This window comes from Saccharopolyspora sp. NPDC047091 (assembly GCF_040643635.1).
Taxonomy (GTDB): domain Bacteria; phylum Actinomycetota; class Actinomycetes; order Mycobacteriales; family Pseudonocardiaceae; genus Saccharopolyspora_C.
Genome location: NZ_JBEYUS010000052.1, coordinates 19,190 through 35,760, shown reverse-complemented (window position 1 = coordinate 35,760; position 16,571 = coordinate 19,190). Strand labels below are relative to the sequence as shown.

At 71.7% G+C, this 16,571-nt stretch carries 13 protein-coding genes and 1 pseudogene; 8 read left to right on the top strand and 6 right to left on the bottom strand.

Annotated elements, in window-relative coordinates:
• Nucleotides 1–18: 18 nt before the first annotated feature.
• From ABZ805_RS20835 to ABZ805_RS20820, 4 genes and pseudogenes are all read right to left on the bottom strand, one after another.
• On the bottom strand, nucleotides 19–2,592 hold the full coding sequence (locus ABZ805_RS20835) for a glycoside hydrolase family 172 protein (RefSeq protein ID WP_358442696.1): 2,574 nt from the start codon (nucleotides 2,590–2,592) through the stop codon (nucleotides 19–21).
• Between the two features lie 389 nt (nucleotides 2,593–2,981).
• Nucleotides 2,982–3,992, bottom strand: a complete 1,011-nt coding sequence (locus ABZ805_RS20830) for a substrate-binding domain-containing protein (protein WP_358442693.1) — start codon at nucleotides 3,990–3,992, stop codon at nucleotides 2,982–2,984.
• 66 nt (nucleotides 3,993–4,058) lie between these two features.
• A pseudogene (locus ABZ805_RS20825) lies at nucleotides 4,059–5,097 on the bottom strand (ABC transporter permease).
• Entirely contained in the window at nucleotides 5,094–6,683 is a 1,590-nt protein-coding gene (locus tag ABZ805_RS20820) for a sugar ABC transporter ATP-binding protein (protein ID WP_358442690.1), read from the bottom strand. Before ABZ805_RS20820 ends, ABZ805_RS20825 begins: the two are co-directional and overlap by 4 nt.
• On the opposite strand from ABZ805_RS20820, the gene ABZ805_RS20815 reads away from it, so the two are divergent.
• Nucleotides 6,671–7,813: a DUF6542 domain-containing protein gene (locus ABZ805_RS20815; RefSeq protein ID WP_358442688.1), complete on the top strand. Its 1,143-nt coding sequence runs from the start codon at nucleotides 6,671–6,673 to the stop codon at nucleotides 7,811–7,813. The two genes, ABZ805_RS20820 and ABZ805_RS20815, sit on opposite strands and share 13 nt — an antisense overlap.
• A gap of 124 nt (nucleotides 7,814–7,937) precedes the next feature.
• Here the strand turns inward: ABZ805_RS20815 and ABZ805_RS20810 are convergent, their stop codons facing one another.
• The gene (locus ABZ805_RS20810; protein WP_358442685.1) at nucleotides 7,938–8,999 is read right to left on the bottom strand and encodes a 4-hydroxy-3-methylbut-2-enyl diphosphate reductase; all 1,062 of its coding nucleotides are present in this window, start codon (nucleotides 8,997–8,999) and stop codon (nucleotides 7,938–7,940) included.
• 246 nt (nucleotides 9,000–9,245) lie between these two features.
• Between ABZ805_RS20810 and ABZ805_RS20805 the strand changes: the two genes are divergently transcribed.
• The 6 genes from ABZ805_RS20805 to ABZ805_RS20780 all read left to right on the top strand — a co-directional run bounded on the left by ABZ805_RS20805 (nucleotide 9,246) and on the right by ABZ805_RS20780 (nucleotide 13,897).
• On the top strand, nucleotides 9,246–9,695 hold the full coding sequence (locus ABZ805_RS20805; protein WP_358442682.1) for a lipid droplet-associated protein: 450 nt from the start codon (nucleotides 9,246–9,248) through the stop codon (nucleotides 9,693–9,695).
• Nucleotides 9,696–9,817: 122 nt separating this feature from the next.
• Complete coding sequence (xseA, locus tag ABZ805_RS20800) at nucleotides 9,818–11,011, top strand: exodeoxyribonuclease VII large subunit (RefSeq protein WP_358442680.1); 1,194 nt, start codon at nucleotides 9,818–9,820, stop codon at nucleotides 11,009–11,011.
• A gap of 52 nt (nucleotides 11,012–11,063) precedes the next feature.
• Nucleotides 11,064–11,438 carry a hypothetical protein gene (locus ABZ805_RS20795; protein WP_358442677.1) on the top strand — a complete coding sequence of 125 codons (375 nt, stop codon included), beginning with the start codon at nucleotides 11,064–11,066 and terminating at the stop codon, nucleotides 11,436–11,438.
• Nucleotides 11,435–11,698 carry an exodeoxyribonuclease VII small subunit gene (locus ABZ805_RS20790; RefSeq protein WP_358442674.1) on the top strand — a complete coding sequence of 88 codons (264 nt, stop codon included), beginning with the start codon at nucleotides 11,435–11,437 and terminating at the stop codon, nucleotides 11,696–11,698. The genes ABZ805_RS20795 and ABZ805_RS20790 overlap by 4 nt, the downstream gene beginning before the upstream one ends.
• Before the next feature lie 117 nt (nucleotides 11,699–11,815).
• Nucleotides 11,816–12,859 (top strand): class II fructose-bisphosphatase, encoded by a 1,044-nt coding sequence (gene glpX / locus ABZ805_RS20785; protein WP_358442671.1) that lies wholly within the window; start codon nucleotides 11,816–11,818, stop codon nucleotides 12,857–12,859.
• Nucleotides 12,860–13,153: 294 nt separating this feature from the next.
• Nucleotides 13,154–13,897, top strand: coding sequence for a serine protease (locus ABZ805_RS20780; RefSeq protein ID WP_358442669.1), 744 nt, complete (start codon nucleotides 13,154–13,156; stop codon nucleotides 13,895–13,897).
• A 53-nt stretch (nucleotides 13,898–13,950) separates the two neighbouring features.
• Here the strand turns inward: ABZ805_RS20780 and ABZ805_RS20775 are convergent, their stop codons facing one another.
• The gene (locus ABZ805_RS20775; RefSeq protein ID WP_358442666.1) at nucleotides 13,951–14,922 is read right to left on the bottom strand and encodes an NAD(P)/FAD-dependent oxidoreductase; all 972 of its coding nucleotides are present in this window, start codon (nucleotides 14,920–14,922) and stop codon (nucleotides 13,951–13,953) included.
• Between the two features lie 175 nt (nucleotides 14,923–15,097).
• Here ABZ805_RS20775 and ABZ805_RS20770 point away from each other — a divergent pair, with 175 nt between their 5' ends.
• Nucleotides 15,098–16,492, top strand: coding sequence for a class II fumarate hydratase (locus tag ABZ805_RS20770; RefSeq protein WP_358442664.1), 1,395 nt, complete (start codon nucleotides 15,098–15,100; stop codon nucleotides 16,490–16,492).
• Nucleotides 16,493–16,571: the final 79 nt, after the last annotated feature.

The following is a 16,571-nucleotide window of genomic DNA, read 5'->3' as shown; positions in this document are numbered from 1 at the left end:
CCGCGCGCGCTCAGCGGATCAGAACGCGACCACCGAGTACTCGGAGGCGGTCCAGGCCGGAGCACCCTGCACCGGGATGAGTTCCACGCGCACCGACTCCTTGCCCTCGGTCAACGCCACCGGCAGTTCGAACCCGTCCTCCAGCCAGCGGTGCGACTCGTTGCCCAGCGGCTGCAGCCAGGTGCCCGCCGCTTCGCCGTCGACCCGGACCTCCACCTGCTGGTAGGCCTGCGCCTGATCACCGATGCGGCGCAGCCGGGCGCCCTGGTTGTCCTCGCCGAGCTGCACGTCGAAGCCCACCGGCCCGGTCGCGGCCGCCACCGGCGCGCTGCGCTGCTCGTCGGTGCCTTCGAAGCGGGAGTCCAGCGGGTTCACCACCTCGCCCTCGGCCCGGTAGCCGTGCTCGTCCCGGCTGCCCTCGTCGGACACGTCGATCCGGTCCACTTCCTCCTGCGACGCGGGCCGCCCGCCGTACCAGTAGGCGGTGGAGCTGTAGTCGCCCGGCTCGTCGTTGTCCGGACCGTGCTCGATGCCCGCGACCAGGCCGTCGTTGAACGGCACCGCGTCCGGCACCTGCAACCGGTAGGCACCGGTGCAGTCGTACTGGCAGCCGTCCCCGTTCAGCTCGTGCGCCGGGTTGCCCGCCAGCGGCATCGAGAACGTGGTGCCGTCCCGGAAGTACCAGCCCGACTCGTAGTAGTCCTCGCTGCCGGTGCCGTACCAGGCGGGGCTGCGTTCGCCGTTGACGTAGAAGCGCTCGTCGCCCTCCAGGTAGTTGCGCTGGTTCGCCGCCGCGTTCGTCTCCGGCAGGGACAGCGGCTGGTTGCGGTGCGTCGCCGTCGCGTTCGGCGGGATCAGGCCGCGCATGGTGTGCGTGACCCCGTAGAACGTGCCCGAACCGTCCGCGTCCAGGAAGTTCCAGTCCTCGCCGTCCACGGTCCGGCCGCGGTGGTGGGTGGCGTGGAAGTAGCCGGCGTTCTCGTCGGCCTCGCGCGGTGCCACGGAGACCTCGGCGGTCATGCCGTCGATCGGGACGCCGCCGCCGTTGACGATCTCCACGGTGGCGCTGCGGTCGAACGGCATCGGCCACCAGGCGGTGTACCAGCCGCCGTCGCCCGGGTCGATGGAACTCATCATGCTGCGCACGTCGTGCTCGCCCAGGCCGGAGCCGAAGAACTCGCCGATCGGAGCGTCCACGGTGGTCTGGCCGTCGAAGGTGATGCGCAGCCGCGCCGACTCCAGCACGTGCTCGGAGGCGGTGACCTCCTCGGGGCTGAAGCCGTAGCGACCCACCAGCTTCTCCCTGGCGAACACCGCGTTGTCGATGCGGTAGCCGTGCGCGGCCTCCTCGCCGGGATGGCCCGGCCCGACGTCGAGCACGTCGGTGCGCACCCATTCGCCGCCGACGAGGCTCTGCACGTCGTAGCGGAACTCGTTGACGTCCAGCGAGGAGGACGTGAAGCGGTTCGCCACCTCGATCGAGGACTTCCCGGCCGTCAGCTCCGGGGGCACGTCGATCGCCTGCACGCCCCAGCCGCCGGGTTCCGCGGCGCCGCTGCGCCACTCGCCTGCCGGTGCGCCGTCCACGCTGAGGCCCGCCACCTGGTCGGCGACCTGCGGGTCGAAGCGGCGCACGATGCGCACGCCCGCGTTGGCCGGGTGCACCGCCGCGTCGAACCGGCTGCCGCCGCCTTCGCCGAACGCGCGACCGTCGTCGATCACCCGCGGGCTCGGCACGACCTGCGGAATGCGCAGCCGCAGCTCGTTGATCTGGCCCGGCCCGTCCAGCTGCGCCACCGGGGCCGCGGCGCCCGGGGGGACGCCGAAGTCGCGGCGCGTCGGCTGCGCCGCCGGGTCCACGCCCTTCGGGTCGGCGATGCCGAACTTGCGCAGCCGCGCCAGCACGTCCTGCGCCGGATCGGCCGGATCGAAGGTCCGCACGCCCTCCGCGTCGCCGAACGAGCGGTAGTCCACGTGGTAGAAGTCCGGGTTGTTCTGCACCGTCACCCGCATCGACTCGCGGTACGGCATCGGCACCTTGATCACCGCACCACCCGCGGCGTCATCGCCGTTGCCGACCAGCGGCCACTCGAACGGCGCGCCCACCCGGCCGCTCACCACGTCGATCAGCGGCGCGTCCAGCACCGTGCGGCCGTCCAGCTCGACCACGATGTTCCCGGTCCCGGTGACGTCGCCCCACGGTTCGCGGGTGAACCAGATCGAGGAGATCTCGCCCGCACCCGCGCGTTCCGCGATGACGCAGCCGCGCTCGGCCTGCCGCAGGCAGGAGTAGGTGCCGTTGAACCCGTCGTCGTTGCTGCCGTCCCTGGCGAAGCTGGAGAACTGCCCGGTGTGCTCCGATCCGCGCAGCTGGGCGAGCCCGCCCGGCTGGCGGAACGTGTCCCATCCGACGCTGCCCTTGCCCGCCGCGCGCGCCTGCTCCTGCCCCTGCGCCGAGGCGCGCGCCGCGCCGTGGGTGGCCGCGTCGGCGACCAGCGCGGCGGCCGCCAACGACGCCACGCCGAGCACCGCACCGAACTTCCTCGGCAGCCGTCTCGCAGTGCGCAGCGCATCACTCCTGCGGTCTCTCATCAAAGCTCGCCCTCCCCACATCACTATCCACAATGGACAGCGTTGTCCTGGTCATACGACGGTGGTGCGCGGTCGGGAACGGATGGGTCGGTTCCCTCGAACGGGGGCGCACAAGATCACACGCTCGGTTTCACCCGCAGCGTAGGAAGAGGTCGCACCGGCTCCAAGGGACATCGCGGAACAACGAGAATACGGACTCCGAAATTCACTCATTAAGATGGTCACCGGGACTGCGTGGAGATCAATACCACCAACCAGGTGGATTTGATTTCTTTTCGGCGACGTCTCGCTTTGCTAAAGAAAAAGTCGCACGCCAGGGCCACTTTCGCCCTAGCGCGCGACCTGCACCTTCACCGAATCAGAAGTGAGATGTGGTAGCCCTCGAAGTCTCAGCCCTGATTCAGCCGGGCGTACACCTCACCCGCGTTCTCCTTCGTGATCAATTCCGTGGGAAGGGTTTGCAGCTTCTCCGTCGGCTCGCAATCGACCAGGATCTTCTTCGCCGCTTCCACGGCCTCCTCGCCACCGGTCGGATTCAGGAACGTGGCCTGCAACCGGCCCTGCTCCACCGCTTTGATACCGCCCGCCTCGATCGGCAACCCGTCGATGCCCACGAACTTCAGCTGATCCGCCTTGCCCGCGGCCTGCGCGGCCAGGTAGGCACCCTCCGCCATCGGGTCGTTGTGCGCGTACACGGCCTGCGCGTCCGGGTGCGCCTTGAGCAGCGCGTCCATCTTCTCCTGGCCCTCCGCCCGCTCCCAGCCGCCGTCGTCATCGCCGATGATCTCGATCTTCGAGCCGGCGATGCCCTGCATGAAGCCGTCGTGCCGCTCGTGCGCCGGTGTCGAACCGGAGAGGCCCTTGATCTCCACGATCTTGCCGCCGTCCGGGAACAGCACGTTCTTGAAGTACTCGCCCGCCTGCCTGCCGATCGCCTCGTTGTCCACGCCGACGTAGGTGGTGAACGCCTCCCCGTTGACCTTGCGGTCCAGCAGGACCACCGGCGTCCCCGAGTTGTAGGCCCGGCGCACGATGTCCGTCAGCGGCGCCGCCTCGTTCGGCGAGATCATCAGCAGGTCCACCTGCTTGGTCAGGAACGACTCCACGTCCGAGACCTGCTTGGCGTTGTCCTTGGCCGCGTCGGCGAACTGCACGTCCTTGAACTGGGGGACCTGCGCGGCGAACTTGCGGATGTCGTCGTCCATCCGCACGCGGTAGGGCTCGGCGAGGTTCGCCTGGCTCATGCCGATCGTGTACTGGCGGTCCGGGCCGCCGCACGCCGCCCGCGCGTCCTGCGGCTTCGCCGCACCGCTGTTCTCGCTCGTCGTGCCGCACGCGGCGGCCGTCACCGCCAACGCGGCGCAGGCTGCTGCGAACGCGGACCTCGTCGTCTTTCGCATGGTGCTTCCTTCCCGCGGAACTACCAGGGACGCTTCGAGCGGACGGGTGGATCGGGGACGGACCGGTCACGCGGCCGGGCGCAGCCGCTGCAGCGCCGCGGCGGCCACGATCACCAGACCCTTGATCAGCAGCTGCACGTCGGTGTTGACGCTGTTCAGGCTCAGGATGTTGTTCAAGATCCCCAGCAGCAGCGCGCCCGCGATCGTGCCCACCACCGAACCGCGCCCTCCGGCGAGGCTCGTGCCGCCGATCACCACCGCCGCGATGCCGTCCAGCTCGTAGGCGAGACCGTCGTTCGGGCTGCCCGCGTTCAGCTGGCCCGCGTGCACGATCCCCGCCAGCGCCGCGCAGAACCCGGACAGCGCGAACGCGATGATCTTCACGCGGTTCACCCGGGACACCGGACAGGCGCGCCGCCTTCTCGTTGCCGCCGATCGCGTACAGGTGCCGCGAGTAGGCGCTGTAGCGCAGGAACAGGATCGCCGCGACCGCCACCACCGCGAAGATCAACGCCGGGATCGGGACCACCCCGCCGAAGGTGCGCTCCCCCAGCAGCGAGAACAGCATCGGTGCCTGGCCCGCGCCGTCGCCGTAGGAGATCTGCACCGTCTCGCCGCCCGACCACATCCGGGCCAGACCACGCGCGATGTTCAAGCCCGCCAGCGTCACGATGAACGCCTGCACGCCCAGCACCGCCACCGCGGCGCCCTGCAGCACCCCGAAGACCAGGCCGATCAGCAGCACCAGCAGCGCCGCCACCAGCACCCCGAAGTCGTCGTTGACCAGCAGCACCGCCGAGCCCACCGCGGCCAGCCCCAGCACCGAACCCACCGACAGGTCGATGCCGCCGATCAGGATCACGAACGTCAGGCCGACCGCGATGATCCCGATCTCCGATACCGCGCGCACGATGTTGAACAGGTTGTCGCCGGTCAGGAACAGGATCTGGCCGTCGTCGCCGCGCGGGGAGAGCGCGATCGCCGCCAGGAACACCACGACCAGGCCGAAGAAGCTCTGGAACCGGAACAGGGTCTCGACGCGCTCCCGCCTGGACCGGCCGGGTGCCGGGTCGGGTGCGACCTCCTGCTGCGTCTGCTCGCTCATCGCGCTCCTCCCCCGGCGACGGGGCCGCGCCCCGTCTCAACCGCCGACGAACCACCCTTCGGCGACACCTTTTCCCCCATCGCGGCGGCCAACAATTCGGCTTCACCGGCCCGGGTGGTGTCGAACTCGGCGACGCTGCGGCCGTGCCGGAGCACCACCACGCGGTGGCACACGCCGGTCAGCTCCGGCAGCTCCGAGGACGCCAGCAGCACCCCGATGCCGCGCGCCGCGATCTCGCCGAGCAGCTCGTAGATCTCCGCCTTCGCGCCGATGTCCACGCCGCGCGTCGGCTCGTCCAGCAGCAGCAGCCGCGGTTCGGTCAGCAACATGCGGCCGAACACGACCTTCTGCTGGTTCCCGCCGGACAAGGTGCCGACCGGGTCGGCGATGCGGCCCAGCTTCACCTTCAGCCGGTCCACGCTGCGCTCGGTCGCCGCCACCTCGGCACGGCCGCGCACCAGCCCGCCGACGCCGAGCCGGTCCACCACCGACAGCACCGTGTTCGCCCGCACCGAATGCCCCAGCACCAGGCCCGAGGCGCGGCGGTCCTCCGGCACGAACGCGATGCCGCGGCGCAGCGCGTCGCGCGGCCCGCGCGGGCGCACCTGTTCGCCGCCCAGCCGCACCGAACCTTCCCAGCGGCCGGCCGAACCGGCGCCGAACAGCGACTCCAGCAGCTCGGTGCGGCCCGCGCCGAGCAGCCCGCACAGGCCGACGATCTCGCCCGCGCGCACCGACACGTCGATGCCGTCCGGGTCCCGCCTGCCCACCCGGTACCGGCGCGGCAGCACCCGGAAACCGGCGACCGACAGCAGCTCCTCGCCCGGCGGCCGGTCGTCCGCGGTGCGGAACAGGGTGCGCACCGAGCGGCCCACCATCGCCTCCGCGGCCTGCTCGGCGGTGAGGTCGCGGGCGTCGAACTCGGCGACCCGGCGCCCGTTGCGCAGCACCGTGGCCCGGTCGGCGACCGCGCCGATCTCGTCCATCCGGTGCGAGATGTAGACGATGCCGGTGCCGCGCCTGCGCAGCTCCGCGATCACCGCGAACAACCGGTCCACTTCGGAGTGGGACAACGCCGAAGTGGGCTCGTCCATGATCAGGACCTTGGCGTCGAGGGACAGCGCCCGCGCGATCGTCACCAGCTGCTGCTCGCCGACCCGCAGCTCACCGACCGGCCGGGCGGGGTCCAGTTCGATGCCGGTGCGGGACAGCAGCTCGCGGGTGCGCTGCGCCATCGCGCGGCGGTCCACCACGCCCGCGCGGCGCAGTTCCCGGCCCAGGTACAGGTTGTCGGCGACCGACAGCGCGGGGACCAGGTCCAGCTCCTGGTGGATCATCGCGATGCCCGCCTGCTGCGCGTCCGAGGGCTTCGCGAAGCGCACCGGGGCGCCGTCCACCGCGATCGAACCCTCGTGGTCGGCGATGTCGCCGGAGAGCACGCGCATCAGCGTGGACTTGCCCGCGCCGTTCTCCCCCAGCAGCGCGTGGACCTCGCCCTCGTGCACGGTCAGATCGATCCCGTCGCACGCCAGGACACCGCCGTAGCGTTTGGTGATGCCGGTCAGCTCTACCAGTGGCGCTGTCATGGTTCCCCCCGTCACCCGACCGCTGTCACTCCGAACAACCGCACGGACCCGAGAAAACGATTGCTCGGACGCTAAGAGTTTCCAGTTGCCTGTGTCAAGGTTCACAGTCCACCAGCGGGCCGCCCAGCCGCCATTCGGCCGCGACCGACCGCACGACGGTCACGAGGAAGGGGAAGCCCGCAGCTCGGCGATCAACTTCCGGAGAGGTCGTTCCACAGCCGTTCCTGACCGTTACGGTTGTGCTCGTGACCGCCACTCGCGAGCGCCAGAGCGCACCCTCTCCCGACCACGGCGCCCCACACTGGGCAGAACGGTCCGCTTTCCGCACCCGTGGCGTCCCGCTATGGGCGGCGGTGCTGATCGCCGCGGCCGGCACCGCGCTCGGCGCCGGGATCGACCTGCTCATCAGCGGCACCCCCGGACTGATCTTCAAGATCGGCCTGCTCGTCGGGTGCGTGGCCGGGGTGGCGCTGGTGCAGCGGGAGAGCCTGTTCGGCCCGATGGTGCAGCCGCCGCTGGTCGCCACCGTCGTCATGCCGCTGCTCGTGCTGCTGTTCGGCGGCGGAGGCGGCAGCGGGATGATGGGCAAGGTGCTGGGGGTCGTGCAGCCGATCATCGCCGGCTTCCCGATGATGGCGATCACCACCGCGATCTGCCTCGCGTTCGGGCTCGCCCGGATGTTCTGGCTGGAGCGCCACGACGCCGAATCCGAGCTGGACCTGGCCGACCAGCCCACCAAGAAGCGCAAGCCGGTGAAGCCGCCGAAGGAGGCCGCCGAACGTCCGGCGCGCAAGCGGCCCGCCGATGACGAGAAGCGCCCCGCCCGCTCCCGCGACGCCTCCGGCAGGCCCCGCCGCCCCGCCGAGCAGGGCGGCCGCACCCGCGACGCCGCGAGCAAGCGCGACGGGCGCGATCGCGGGACCCCGCCCGCCCGCGGCGAACGCGGCACCCCGCCCGCCCGGGGCGGCACTCCCGGCCGCAGCTCCCAGCCCGGCCGGGCTCCGCGCGGTGAGGGCCGTGGCGAAGGCCGCCCCAGGCCCGCGCCCGGGCGCGGACGTCCCGAACCGAAGCGGGACGACCCGGCGCGCAGGCCCCGCCGCCCGCGCCGCGACGACGACTTCTTCGACTGAATCCGCCGCGCCCCGCGCAGCAGAACGGCCCGCCGACCGATCAGGTCGAGCGGGCCGTTCGCGCTTCGGCGCTCCGAGGTGAGCCGCCCCGCGGAGACGGGGGTAGCTCACCTGCGGTGTCGGGTCAGCGGACGCCCTTCGGCGCGTCCGGGTTCTCCTTGAGGTCCTTGCGGAGTTCCCGCGGCAGCGCGAAGGTGATCTTCTCGTTGGCGGTGGTCACCTCTTCGACCTCGCCGTCCCAGCCGCGCTCGGCGAGGTGCTCCAGCACCTGCATCACCAGCACGTCCGGCACCGAGGCACCGCTGGTCACGCCGACCGTGCCGACGCCCTCCAGCCAGGAGTCCTCGATCTGGTTCGCGTAGTCGATCAGGTGCGAGTCGTGCGCGCCCGCCTGCAGCGCGACCTCGACGAGCCGCTTCGAGTTCGAGGAGTTCTGCGAGCCGACGACCAGCACCAGATCGCACTCGGCGGCCATCGCCTTCACCGCGAACTGGCGGTTCGAGGTGGCGTAGCAGATGTCGTCGCTCGGCGGCGCCTGCAGATCCGGGAAGCGCTCCTTGATCTGGTCGACCCGCTCCATCGTCTCGTCGACGCTGAGCGTGGTCTGCGACAGCCACACGACCTTGTTGGGGTCGCGGACGTGCACCTTGTCCACGTCCTCCGGCTTGTCGACGAGCTGCACGCGGTCCGGCGCCTCACCGGCGGTGCCCTCGACCTCCTCGTGGCCCTCGTGGCCGATCAGCAGGATGTCGTAGTCGTCGCGGGCGAACCGGTTGACCTCCTTGTGCACCTTCGTGACCAGCGGGCAGGTCGCGTCGATGGTGCGCAGGTTGCGGTCCTTCGCCTCCTCGTGCACGGCGGGGCTGACGCCGTGCGCGGAGAACACCACGAGCGCGCCCTCCGGGACCTCGTCGGTCTGGTCCACGAAGATCACGCCGCGGTCCTGGAGCGTCTCCACCACGTGCTTGTTGTGCACGATCTCCTTGCGGACGTAGACGGGCGGACCGTAGGTGTCCAGCGCCTTCTCGACCGTGATGACCGCGCGGTCCACGCCTGCGCAGTAGCCACGGGGTTTGGCGAGCAGGACGCGCTTGGTGCGTCCGCCCTCCGGAGTGCCCTGGTCGGAGGTGCCCTGGTCAAGGTCGCTCTGTGCGAGGCGATCGGCTGCCTGCGGCGAGGTGCTCATGCCGACCAGGGTACGGACCGCTCCCGGACGGGTCAGCCCTGCGGCCACCTCCCGCGCAGGTACCGAACGTCACCGCTCACCCCACCGGTCGACACCTGGAACGCGGCACCCCGCCCCGGATCGGGGACGCGCCACCACCGGGAGCACTCGCGGTACCGCCGAACATCGCAACCGCCCCGCACCTCCGGGCGAAGCTCGTGCGCCCGGCCGATGGTTTCCGCGGCGCGAGTGCGGGAGGCTGGGGCCATGTCGACGTACCCCTTGCCGATCCGCGTCGCGGCCGGACTCGCGGCCGTCACCGCCGAGCAGACCCGGCAGCTGCCCACCCAGCTGCTCGGGCTGCCGCTGACCGTGGCCAGCCAGGCCCTGCAGCTGTCGATGCGGGTGCAGCAGCAGATCACCGAACTGGCCATCCGCGGCGACGAAGCCCTCAGCGCCTGGGACCGCGGCGAGGACCAGCCGGAATGGGCCACCTTCGACGAGGACGAGCCCGCGCCCGGCCCCGCGGCGGCGGACGAAGCGGACGTGCTCACCGGCTACGACGAGATCACCCTGCCGCAGCTCCGCGGCAGGCTGCGCGGCTTCTCCGCGGCCGAGGTCGAAGCCATGCTCGACCACGAGCGGCGGAACCAGCAGCGCCCCGAATTCGTGCGGATGCTCGGCAACCGGCTGGAACGGCTCCGCGCCGAGAACTGACGCGCCGCCCCGTCCCGTCCGGGATCGGCCGTATGATCGCGCCGCCATGCCCGGACGTGGAAGGAGCGGTCCTGAACGCCCCCGCCAACCCACCGCCGACCAGCGCGGAAGATCCGTGGCCGGTGCGCACCGTGGCCCGCAAGATCGCCGACTGGATCCACCGGCTCGGCACCATCTGGGTCGAAGGCCAGATCACGCAGATCTCGCAACGGCCCGGCGCCGCCACCTCCTTCCTCACCCTGCGCGACCCGTCCGCCGAGGTGTCGCTGACGCTGACCTGCGCGTCCTCGCTGCTGCGCAAGCAGGACCCGCCGCTGACCGACGGCAGCCGCGTCGTGGTGCACGGCAAGCCCACGTTCTTCACCGGCCGCGGGACGCTGAGCCTGCGGGTGGACGAGATCCGCGCCGTCGGCATCGGCGAGCTGCTCGCCCGCATCGAACGACTCCGCCAGCTGCTCAAGGCGGAAGGGCTGTTCGACCCGGCCCGCAAGCGGAAGCCGCCGTTCCTGCCGAACAAGGTCGGTCTCATCACCGGGCGCGCGTCCGCCGCCGAGCACGACGTGCTCAGCAACGCGCGGCTGCGCTGGCCGTCGGTGCGCTTCGAGATCCGCAACGTGGCCGTGCAGGGCTCGACCGCGGTGCCGCAGATCCTGGACGCGCTCGGCGAGCTCGAACGCGACCCCGACGTGGACGTGATCGTGCTGGCCCGCGGCGGCGGCAGCGTCGAGGACCTGCTGCCGTTCTCCGACGAGGCGCTGTGCCGCGCGGTCTCGACCTGCCGCACGCCGGTGGTCAGCGCCATCGGGCACGAACCGGACTCGCCGCTGCTGGACCACGTCGCCGACATCCGCTGCTCCACCCCCACCGGAGCGGGCAAACGGGTCGTCCCGGACATGGCGGAGGAGACCCAGCGGGTGCACCAGCTCCGGGACCGCGCGCGACGTGCGCTACACGGATGGGTGGATCGCGAGCGCAGGCTGCTCGATTCGCTGCGCAGCAGGCCCGCGCTCGCCGACCCGCACGGCCCGCTGGACCGCAGATCAGAACAGGTCCAGATCGGACGGGACCGCGCGCGGCGCGCCATCACCGGCGTGCTCACCGCCGAAGGGCACGCGATGACCGCGACTCGATCTCGCTTGACGACCCTCGGTCCTGCGGCCACTCTTGCTCGCGGGTACGCGATCGTGCAGCGCGTCGAGCCCGACGGGGCGGACGGAGTGCTGCGCTCGATCGACCAGGCCCCGGCGGGAACCACCTTGCGGGTCCGCGTCGTTGACGGAGCGGTGCACGCCGTGGTGCCCGACGGAACGGAGTAGTGGAACGAGGGAGGTAGTGGTGCGGGGACAGCAGGAGCCCACATTCCTCCCCTTGACGGTGGCCGTCACGCGCTCGCCGAAGCTGCACGACGCCGAGCAGGTCCGGCAGTGCGCGCGGGAGGCCGACCTGGCCGCCGCGCGCTGCTGGAACGCGCTGCTCGGCGGCTGCGACTCCACCGAGCGCCGGACGCTGCCGCTGAAGCTGCGGGCGCTGGCGGACGCCACGTCCGAGTACGCGGGCAACCGGTGGTGGGTCGGCCGCGGAGCCGGACACCGACGTAGGGTCGCCGAAGCGCAGTTGCGCATCAACGATGCGGTCCGGGAAGGCGACGGCGCCGAGTTCGCCGAGGCGTTCGTCGGCTACGACCAGGCCATCGCGACCGCAGTGGTGTCCGTACCCAGCAAGCTGGAGAGCCCCACCCCGTGACGAAGAACGAGCAGGACGAGCACTTCGACCCGGTCGCCGACCACCCGGACGTCGCCGAACTGGGCTACGAGCAGGCGCGGGACGAACTCGCCGACGTGGTCAAGCGGCTCGAAGCGGGCGGCCTGCCCCTGGAGGACTCGCTGTCGCTGTGGGAACGCGGCGAAGCGCTCGCGGCCGTGTGCGAGCGGCACCTCGCGGGCGCGCGGGAACGCGTCGACCGCGCCCTCGCCGCCGTGGAGGAGCCCGGCGAAGATCGGTAGTGGGCTCGCCCACGTGCCCCGGCTCCGTGCCGCGCGATCTGCGAAGATCCGACGAGCAGGGCGCGCGGAGCCGGCGCGTGCTGCCGATGGAGTCAGCTCGCCATACCGGGAGGCGCGATGAGCACGTCCACCACGCAGGGTCGCCACGAGGCGCCCGACCGCAACCTGGCCATGGAACTGGTCCGGGTCACCGAGGCCGCGGCGATGGCCGCGGGCCGCTGGGTCGGTCGCGGCGACAAGAACTCCGGTGACGGAGCCGCGGTGGATGCCATGCGCAAGCTGATCGGCACCGTCTCGATGCAGGGCGTCGTCGTCATCGGCGAAGGCGAGAAGGACGAAGCGCCGATGCTGTTCAACGGCGAGGAGGTCGGCAACGGCGAAGGCCCCGAGGTGGACGTCGCCGTCGACCCGATCGACGGCACGACGCTGCTGAGCAAGGGCATGCCGAACGCGCTGGCCGTGCTCGCCGTCGCCGAACGCGGTGCCATGTTCGACCCGTCCGCGGTGTTCTACATGGAGAAGCTCGCCGTCGGCCCGGAGGCCGCCGGGGTCGTGGACCTGAACGCGCCGACCGCGGAGAACATCCGCCGCGTCGCGAAGGCCAAGCACATCGACGTCTCCGACGTGACGGTCTGCATCCTGGACCGGCCGCGGCACGAGGACCTGGTCCGCGAGGTCCGCGAGGCGGGCGCCCGCATCCAGTTCATCTCCGACGGCGACGTGGCCGGGGCGATCGCCGCGGCCCGCCCGGACAGCGGCGTGGACATGCTCATCGGCATCGGCGGCACGCCCGAGGGCATCATCACCGCGGCCGCGCTCAAGTGCATGGACGGGGAGATCCAGACCCGGCTGTGGCCGAAGGACGACGCGGAGCGGCAGAAGGCGATCGACGCCGGGCACGACGTGGAGCAGGTGCTGACCACCTCGGACCTGGTGCGCGGGGACAACGTGTTCTTCTGCGCCACCGGCATCACCGATGGCGCGCTGCTCAAGGGCGTGCACTACCGGGCGAACCGGTGCAGCACCCAGTCGATCGTGATGCGGTCGAAGTCGGGCACGGTGCGGGTCATCGACGGCCTGCACAAGCTGTCCAAGCTGAGCGAGTACTCGGACGTGGACCTGGGCGGCACCGAAGGCGGCAGGCACGGCCTGCTCCCCTGATCGCACGACCCGGACCGCCCGTCCCGCGCACGCCGGGGCGGGCGGTTCCGCGTTTCCGGGCGCGAGCTGTTTTTCCCGGTATTTCCCCGAATCGGCCATTCGGGCCGCGTTGACCTGCACCGGAGCCCCGTTCGGCCGTGTGGGTACCGTCGTTGGAGCGACGCGAACACCCACCTAAGTGGGTGCCTCGGAGGAGTGAAGATCCTTACCGTCAGTGGTCACTCGGCCCGCCGCACCGGACCGAGCACCACCCCGGCCGCACCAGGACCGGGCACACGGAAGGACTCGTCCCCCATGCGCACACGCTCCCTGCTCACCGGAGTGCTCGCCGCCGGCGCCGCGCTCGCGCTGGCCACGCCCGCTTCCGCGGCCCAGGACCCCACGCCCATGGTCGTGGGCGGGCACGACGCCACCGAGACCTACTCCTTCATGGTGTCGCTGCAGTCCGGCGGCGGGCACATCTGCGGCGCTTCGCTGATCAAGGAGGACTGGGCGGTCACCGCCGCGCACTGCGTCCAGGGCAGCCAGCCGGAAGACCTGTCCGTGCGCGTCGGCAGCCTGGAGCACGCCTCCGGTGGCGAAGAGGCCGGGATCAGCGACATCAAGGTGCACGACTCCGCGGACATCGCGGTGATCAAGCTGGACAAGGCTGTCTCCGCGCAGCCGATCTCCATCGCCTCCGAGTCGGGCGCGACCGGCACCGAGACCCGCATCATCGGCTGGGGCCAGACCAGCCCGGCGCCGGGCGGCGAGGCCCCCGACACGCTGCAGGAGCTGGACACCGCGATCGTCGACGACGCCGACTGCTCGAGCATCGAGGGCGAGACCGAGATCTGCACCTCCAACCCCGGTGGCGACTCCGGCGCCTGCTACGGCGACTCCGGCGGCCCGCAGATCAAGGGCACCCAGGGCTCCTGGGAGCTGATCGGTGCGACCAGCCGCGCGGGCAACAACGACTCGAACTGCGCGACCGGCCCGTCGATCTACACCGACGTGTCGGCCCTGTCCAGCTGGGTCGAGGAGAACACCGCCGCCTGATCGGCACCCCCTGACCGGCCGCCTTCCCCCTGGGGAGGGCGGCCGTTCCACGTTCAGGACCGGTCGGAGGAGTGGCCGGGGAAGAGGTGGGCGGCCGGGTCGAGGGCGACCGCGATGTTGTTGACCGCGGTGGCCGCCTCGCCGAAACCGGTGGCGATCAGCTTCACCTTCCCCGGGTAGGTGGCCACGTCGCCCGCCGCGTACACCCGGTCCCGGTTGGTGCGCATCGTGCTGTCCACCCGGATCGAGCGCCCGGCCAGCTCCAGCCCCCAGGATTCGATCGGCCCCAGCGAGGCGGTGAACCCGAGCGCGGCGACCACGGTCCGCGCGGGCAGCACCCGCCGCCGCTCGCCGACGGACAGCTCCACCTCGTGCACCCCCTCGGCGTCCCCGCGCACCGCCACCACCTGCGCCTCGGTGATGATCTCGACGCCGAGCGAGGCGACCTCCCGCACCAAGCCGGGGTGCGCGCGGAACCGCGACCGGCGGTGCACGAGGGTCACGTTGCGCGCGATCGGGTGCAGCGCCAGCGCCCAGTCGAACGCCGAATCCCCGCCGCCGACCACCACCACGTCCTGCCCGCGGTGCACGGCCAGGTCCGGCACGAAGTGCACCACTCCCCTGCCCAGCCAGTCCCCGCCCGCGGGCAGCGGCCGCGGCGTGAACTCGCCGATGCCCGCGGTGATCAGCAGCGCTCGCGCGCGCACCGGGTCCGCGCCGGCCAGCACCCGCAGCTCACCGTCCACTTCGGACAACTCGGTGGCGTCCCTGCCCAGCAGGTAGCGGGGTTCGCGCGGCGCGGCCTGCGCCACCAGCGCCGCCACCAGGTCGCGGCCGCGCACCGCGGGGAACCCCGGCACGTCGAAGATCAGCTTCTCCGGGTACATCGCGGTCACCTGCCCGCCCGGCTCCGGCAGCGAATCCACCACCGCCACCGACAGGCCGCGGAACCCCGCGTAGTACGCCGCGAACAGGCCCGCGGGCCCCGCGCCGACGACCAGCAGATCGACCTCGTGCTCGGCCATGCCCCACCCCGCTCGCCCCGGTGCAACGCGGATCACACCCGAGCCTAGACCCGGGCGGAAGTGCCCGGCCCGATGACGATCTCCGTCACCTTTCTCGGTCCAGCACCGGCCGGACGACCCGGAAGTGGGCCGCCCCATACTGACCGGCCCCGCTCGCGCGGTGGACACTTCGGTCATGGCTGAACAGGACTACCGGATCGAACACGACACCATGGGCGAGGTCAGGGTTCCCGCCGACGCCCTGTACCGCGCGCAGACGCAGCGCGCCGTGGAGAACTTCCCGATCTCCGGCCGCGGGCTGGAGCGCGCGCAGATCCGCGCCCTCGGGCTGCTCAAGGCCGCCACCGCGCGGGTCAACGGCAGGCTCGGCATCCTCGAGGCCGACATGGCCGAGGCCATCGCCACCGCCGCCGACGAGGTCGCCGAGGGCCACCACGACGCGCACTTCCCGATCGACGTGTTCCAGACCGGCTCCGGCACGTCGTCGAACATGAACGCCAACGAGGTCATCGCCACCCTGGCGACCCGCGGACTCGGCCGCGACGTGCACCCGAACGACCACGTCAACGCCTCGCAGTCCTCGAACGACACGTTCCCCACCACGATCCACGTGGCCGCCACCGAGGCCGTGCTCGCCGACGTCATCCCCGCGCTGGAGCACCTGGCGGGGGTCGTCGAGGGCCGCGCCGCCGAGTGGACCGAGGTCGTCAAGTCCGGGCGCACCCACCTGATGGACGCGGTGCCGATCACCCTCGCCCAGGAGGCCGGTGCGTGGGCCTCGCAGGTCCGCTTCGGCGTGGAGCGGCTGCGCTCCGGGCTCGACCGGCTCGGCGAGCTGCCCATCGGCGGGACCGCCGTCGGCTCCGGGCTGAACGCACCGGACGGCTTCGGCGCGGCCGTCGCCGCCGAGCTCGCCCGCGTCACCGGGCTGCCGCTGACCGAGGCCCGCGACCACTTCGAGGCGCAGGCCACCCAGGACGGCGTCGTCGAGACCTCCGGGCACCTGCGCACCGTCGCGGTGAGCCTGAACAAGATCGCCAACGACGTGCGCTGGCTCGGGTCCGGCCCGCGCACCGGCCTCGCCGAACTGGCGCTGCCCGACCTGCAGCCCGGCTCCTCGATCATGCCGGGCAAGGTGAACCCGGTGATCCCGGAGGCCACCCTCCAGGTCGTCGCGCAGGTCATCGGCAACGACGCGGCCGTCGCGTTCGCCGGCGCGCAGGGCAACTTCCAGCTCAACGTGAACCTGCCGGTGATCGCCCGCAACGTGCTCGAATCCGCGCGGCTGCTCGCCGCCGTGTCCCGGCTGCTCGCCGACAAGGTGTTCGCCGGGGTCGAGGCCAACGTCGAGCGCGCCCGCGAGTACGCCGAGGGTTCGCCGTCGATCGTCACGCCGCTGAACCGCTTCATCGGCTACGAGGAAGCCGCGTCGATCGCGAAGCAGGCCCTCAAGGAGCGCCGCACCATCCGCGAGGTCGTCCTCGAACGCGGCCACGTCGACTCCGGCAAGCTCACCCTCGAGCAGCTGGACACCGCGCTGGACGTGCTGGGCATGGCCAAGGCGAAGTGAGCCGGTGGGCCGTGCGCACCGCCACCCGGCGAGCGCACGGCCCGATCCGGAGCACCCCCAGCGGTTCCGGATCACGACT

Excerpts from the sequence above, each read along its gene's own strand:
- ABZ805_RS20835 (WP_358442696.1), bottom strand. The coding sequence starts at position 2,592 with ATGAGAGACCGCAGGAGTGATGCGCTGCGCACTGCGAGACGGCTGCCG.
- ABZ805_RS20830 (WP_358442693.1), bottom strand. The coding sequence starts at position 3,992 with ATGCGAAAGACGACGAGGTCCGCGTTCGCAGCAGCCTGCGCCGCGTTG.
- ABZ805_RS20820 (WP_358442690.1), bottom strand. The coding sequence starts at position 6,683 with ATGACAGCGCCACTGGTAGAGCTGACCGGCATCACCAAACGCTACGGC.
- ABZ805_RS20810 (WP_358442685.1), bottom strand. The coding sequence starts at position 8,999 with ATGAGCACCTCGCCGCAGGCAGCCGATCGCCTCGCACAGAGCGACCTT.
- ABZ805_RS20805 (WP_358442682.1), top strand. The coding sequence starts at position 9,246 with ATGTCGACGTACCCCTTGCCGATCCGCGTCGCGGCCGGACTCGCGGCC.
- glpX (WP_358442671.1), top strand. The coding sequence starts at position 11,816 with ATGAGCACGTCCACCACGCAGGGTCGCCACGAGGCGCCCGACCGCAAC.
- ABZ805_RS20780 (WP_358442669.1), top strand. The coding sequence starts at position 13,154 with ATGCGCACACGCTCCCTGCTCACCGGAGTGCTCGCCGCCGGCGCCGCG.
- ABZ805_RS20775 (WP_358442666.1), bottom strand. The coding sequence starts at position 14,922 with ATGGCCGAGCACGAGGTCGATCTGCTGGTCGTCGGCGCGGGGCCCGCG.
- ABZ805_RS20770 (WP_358442664.1), top strand. The coding sequence starts at position 15,098 with ATGGCTGAACAGGACTACCGGATCGAACACGACACCATGGGCGAGGTC.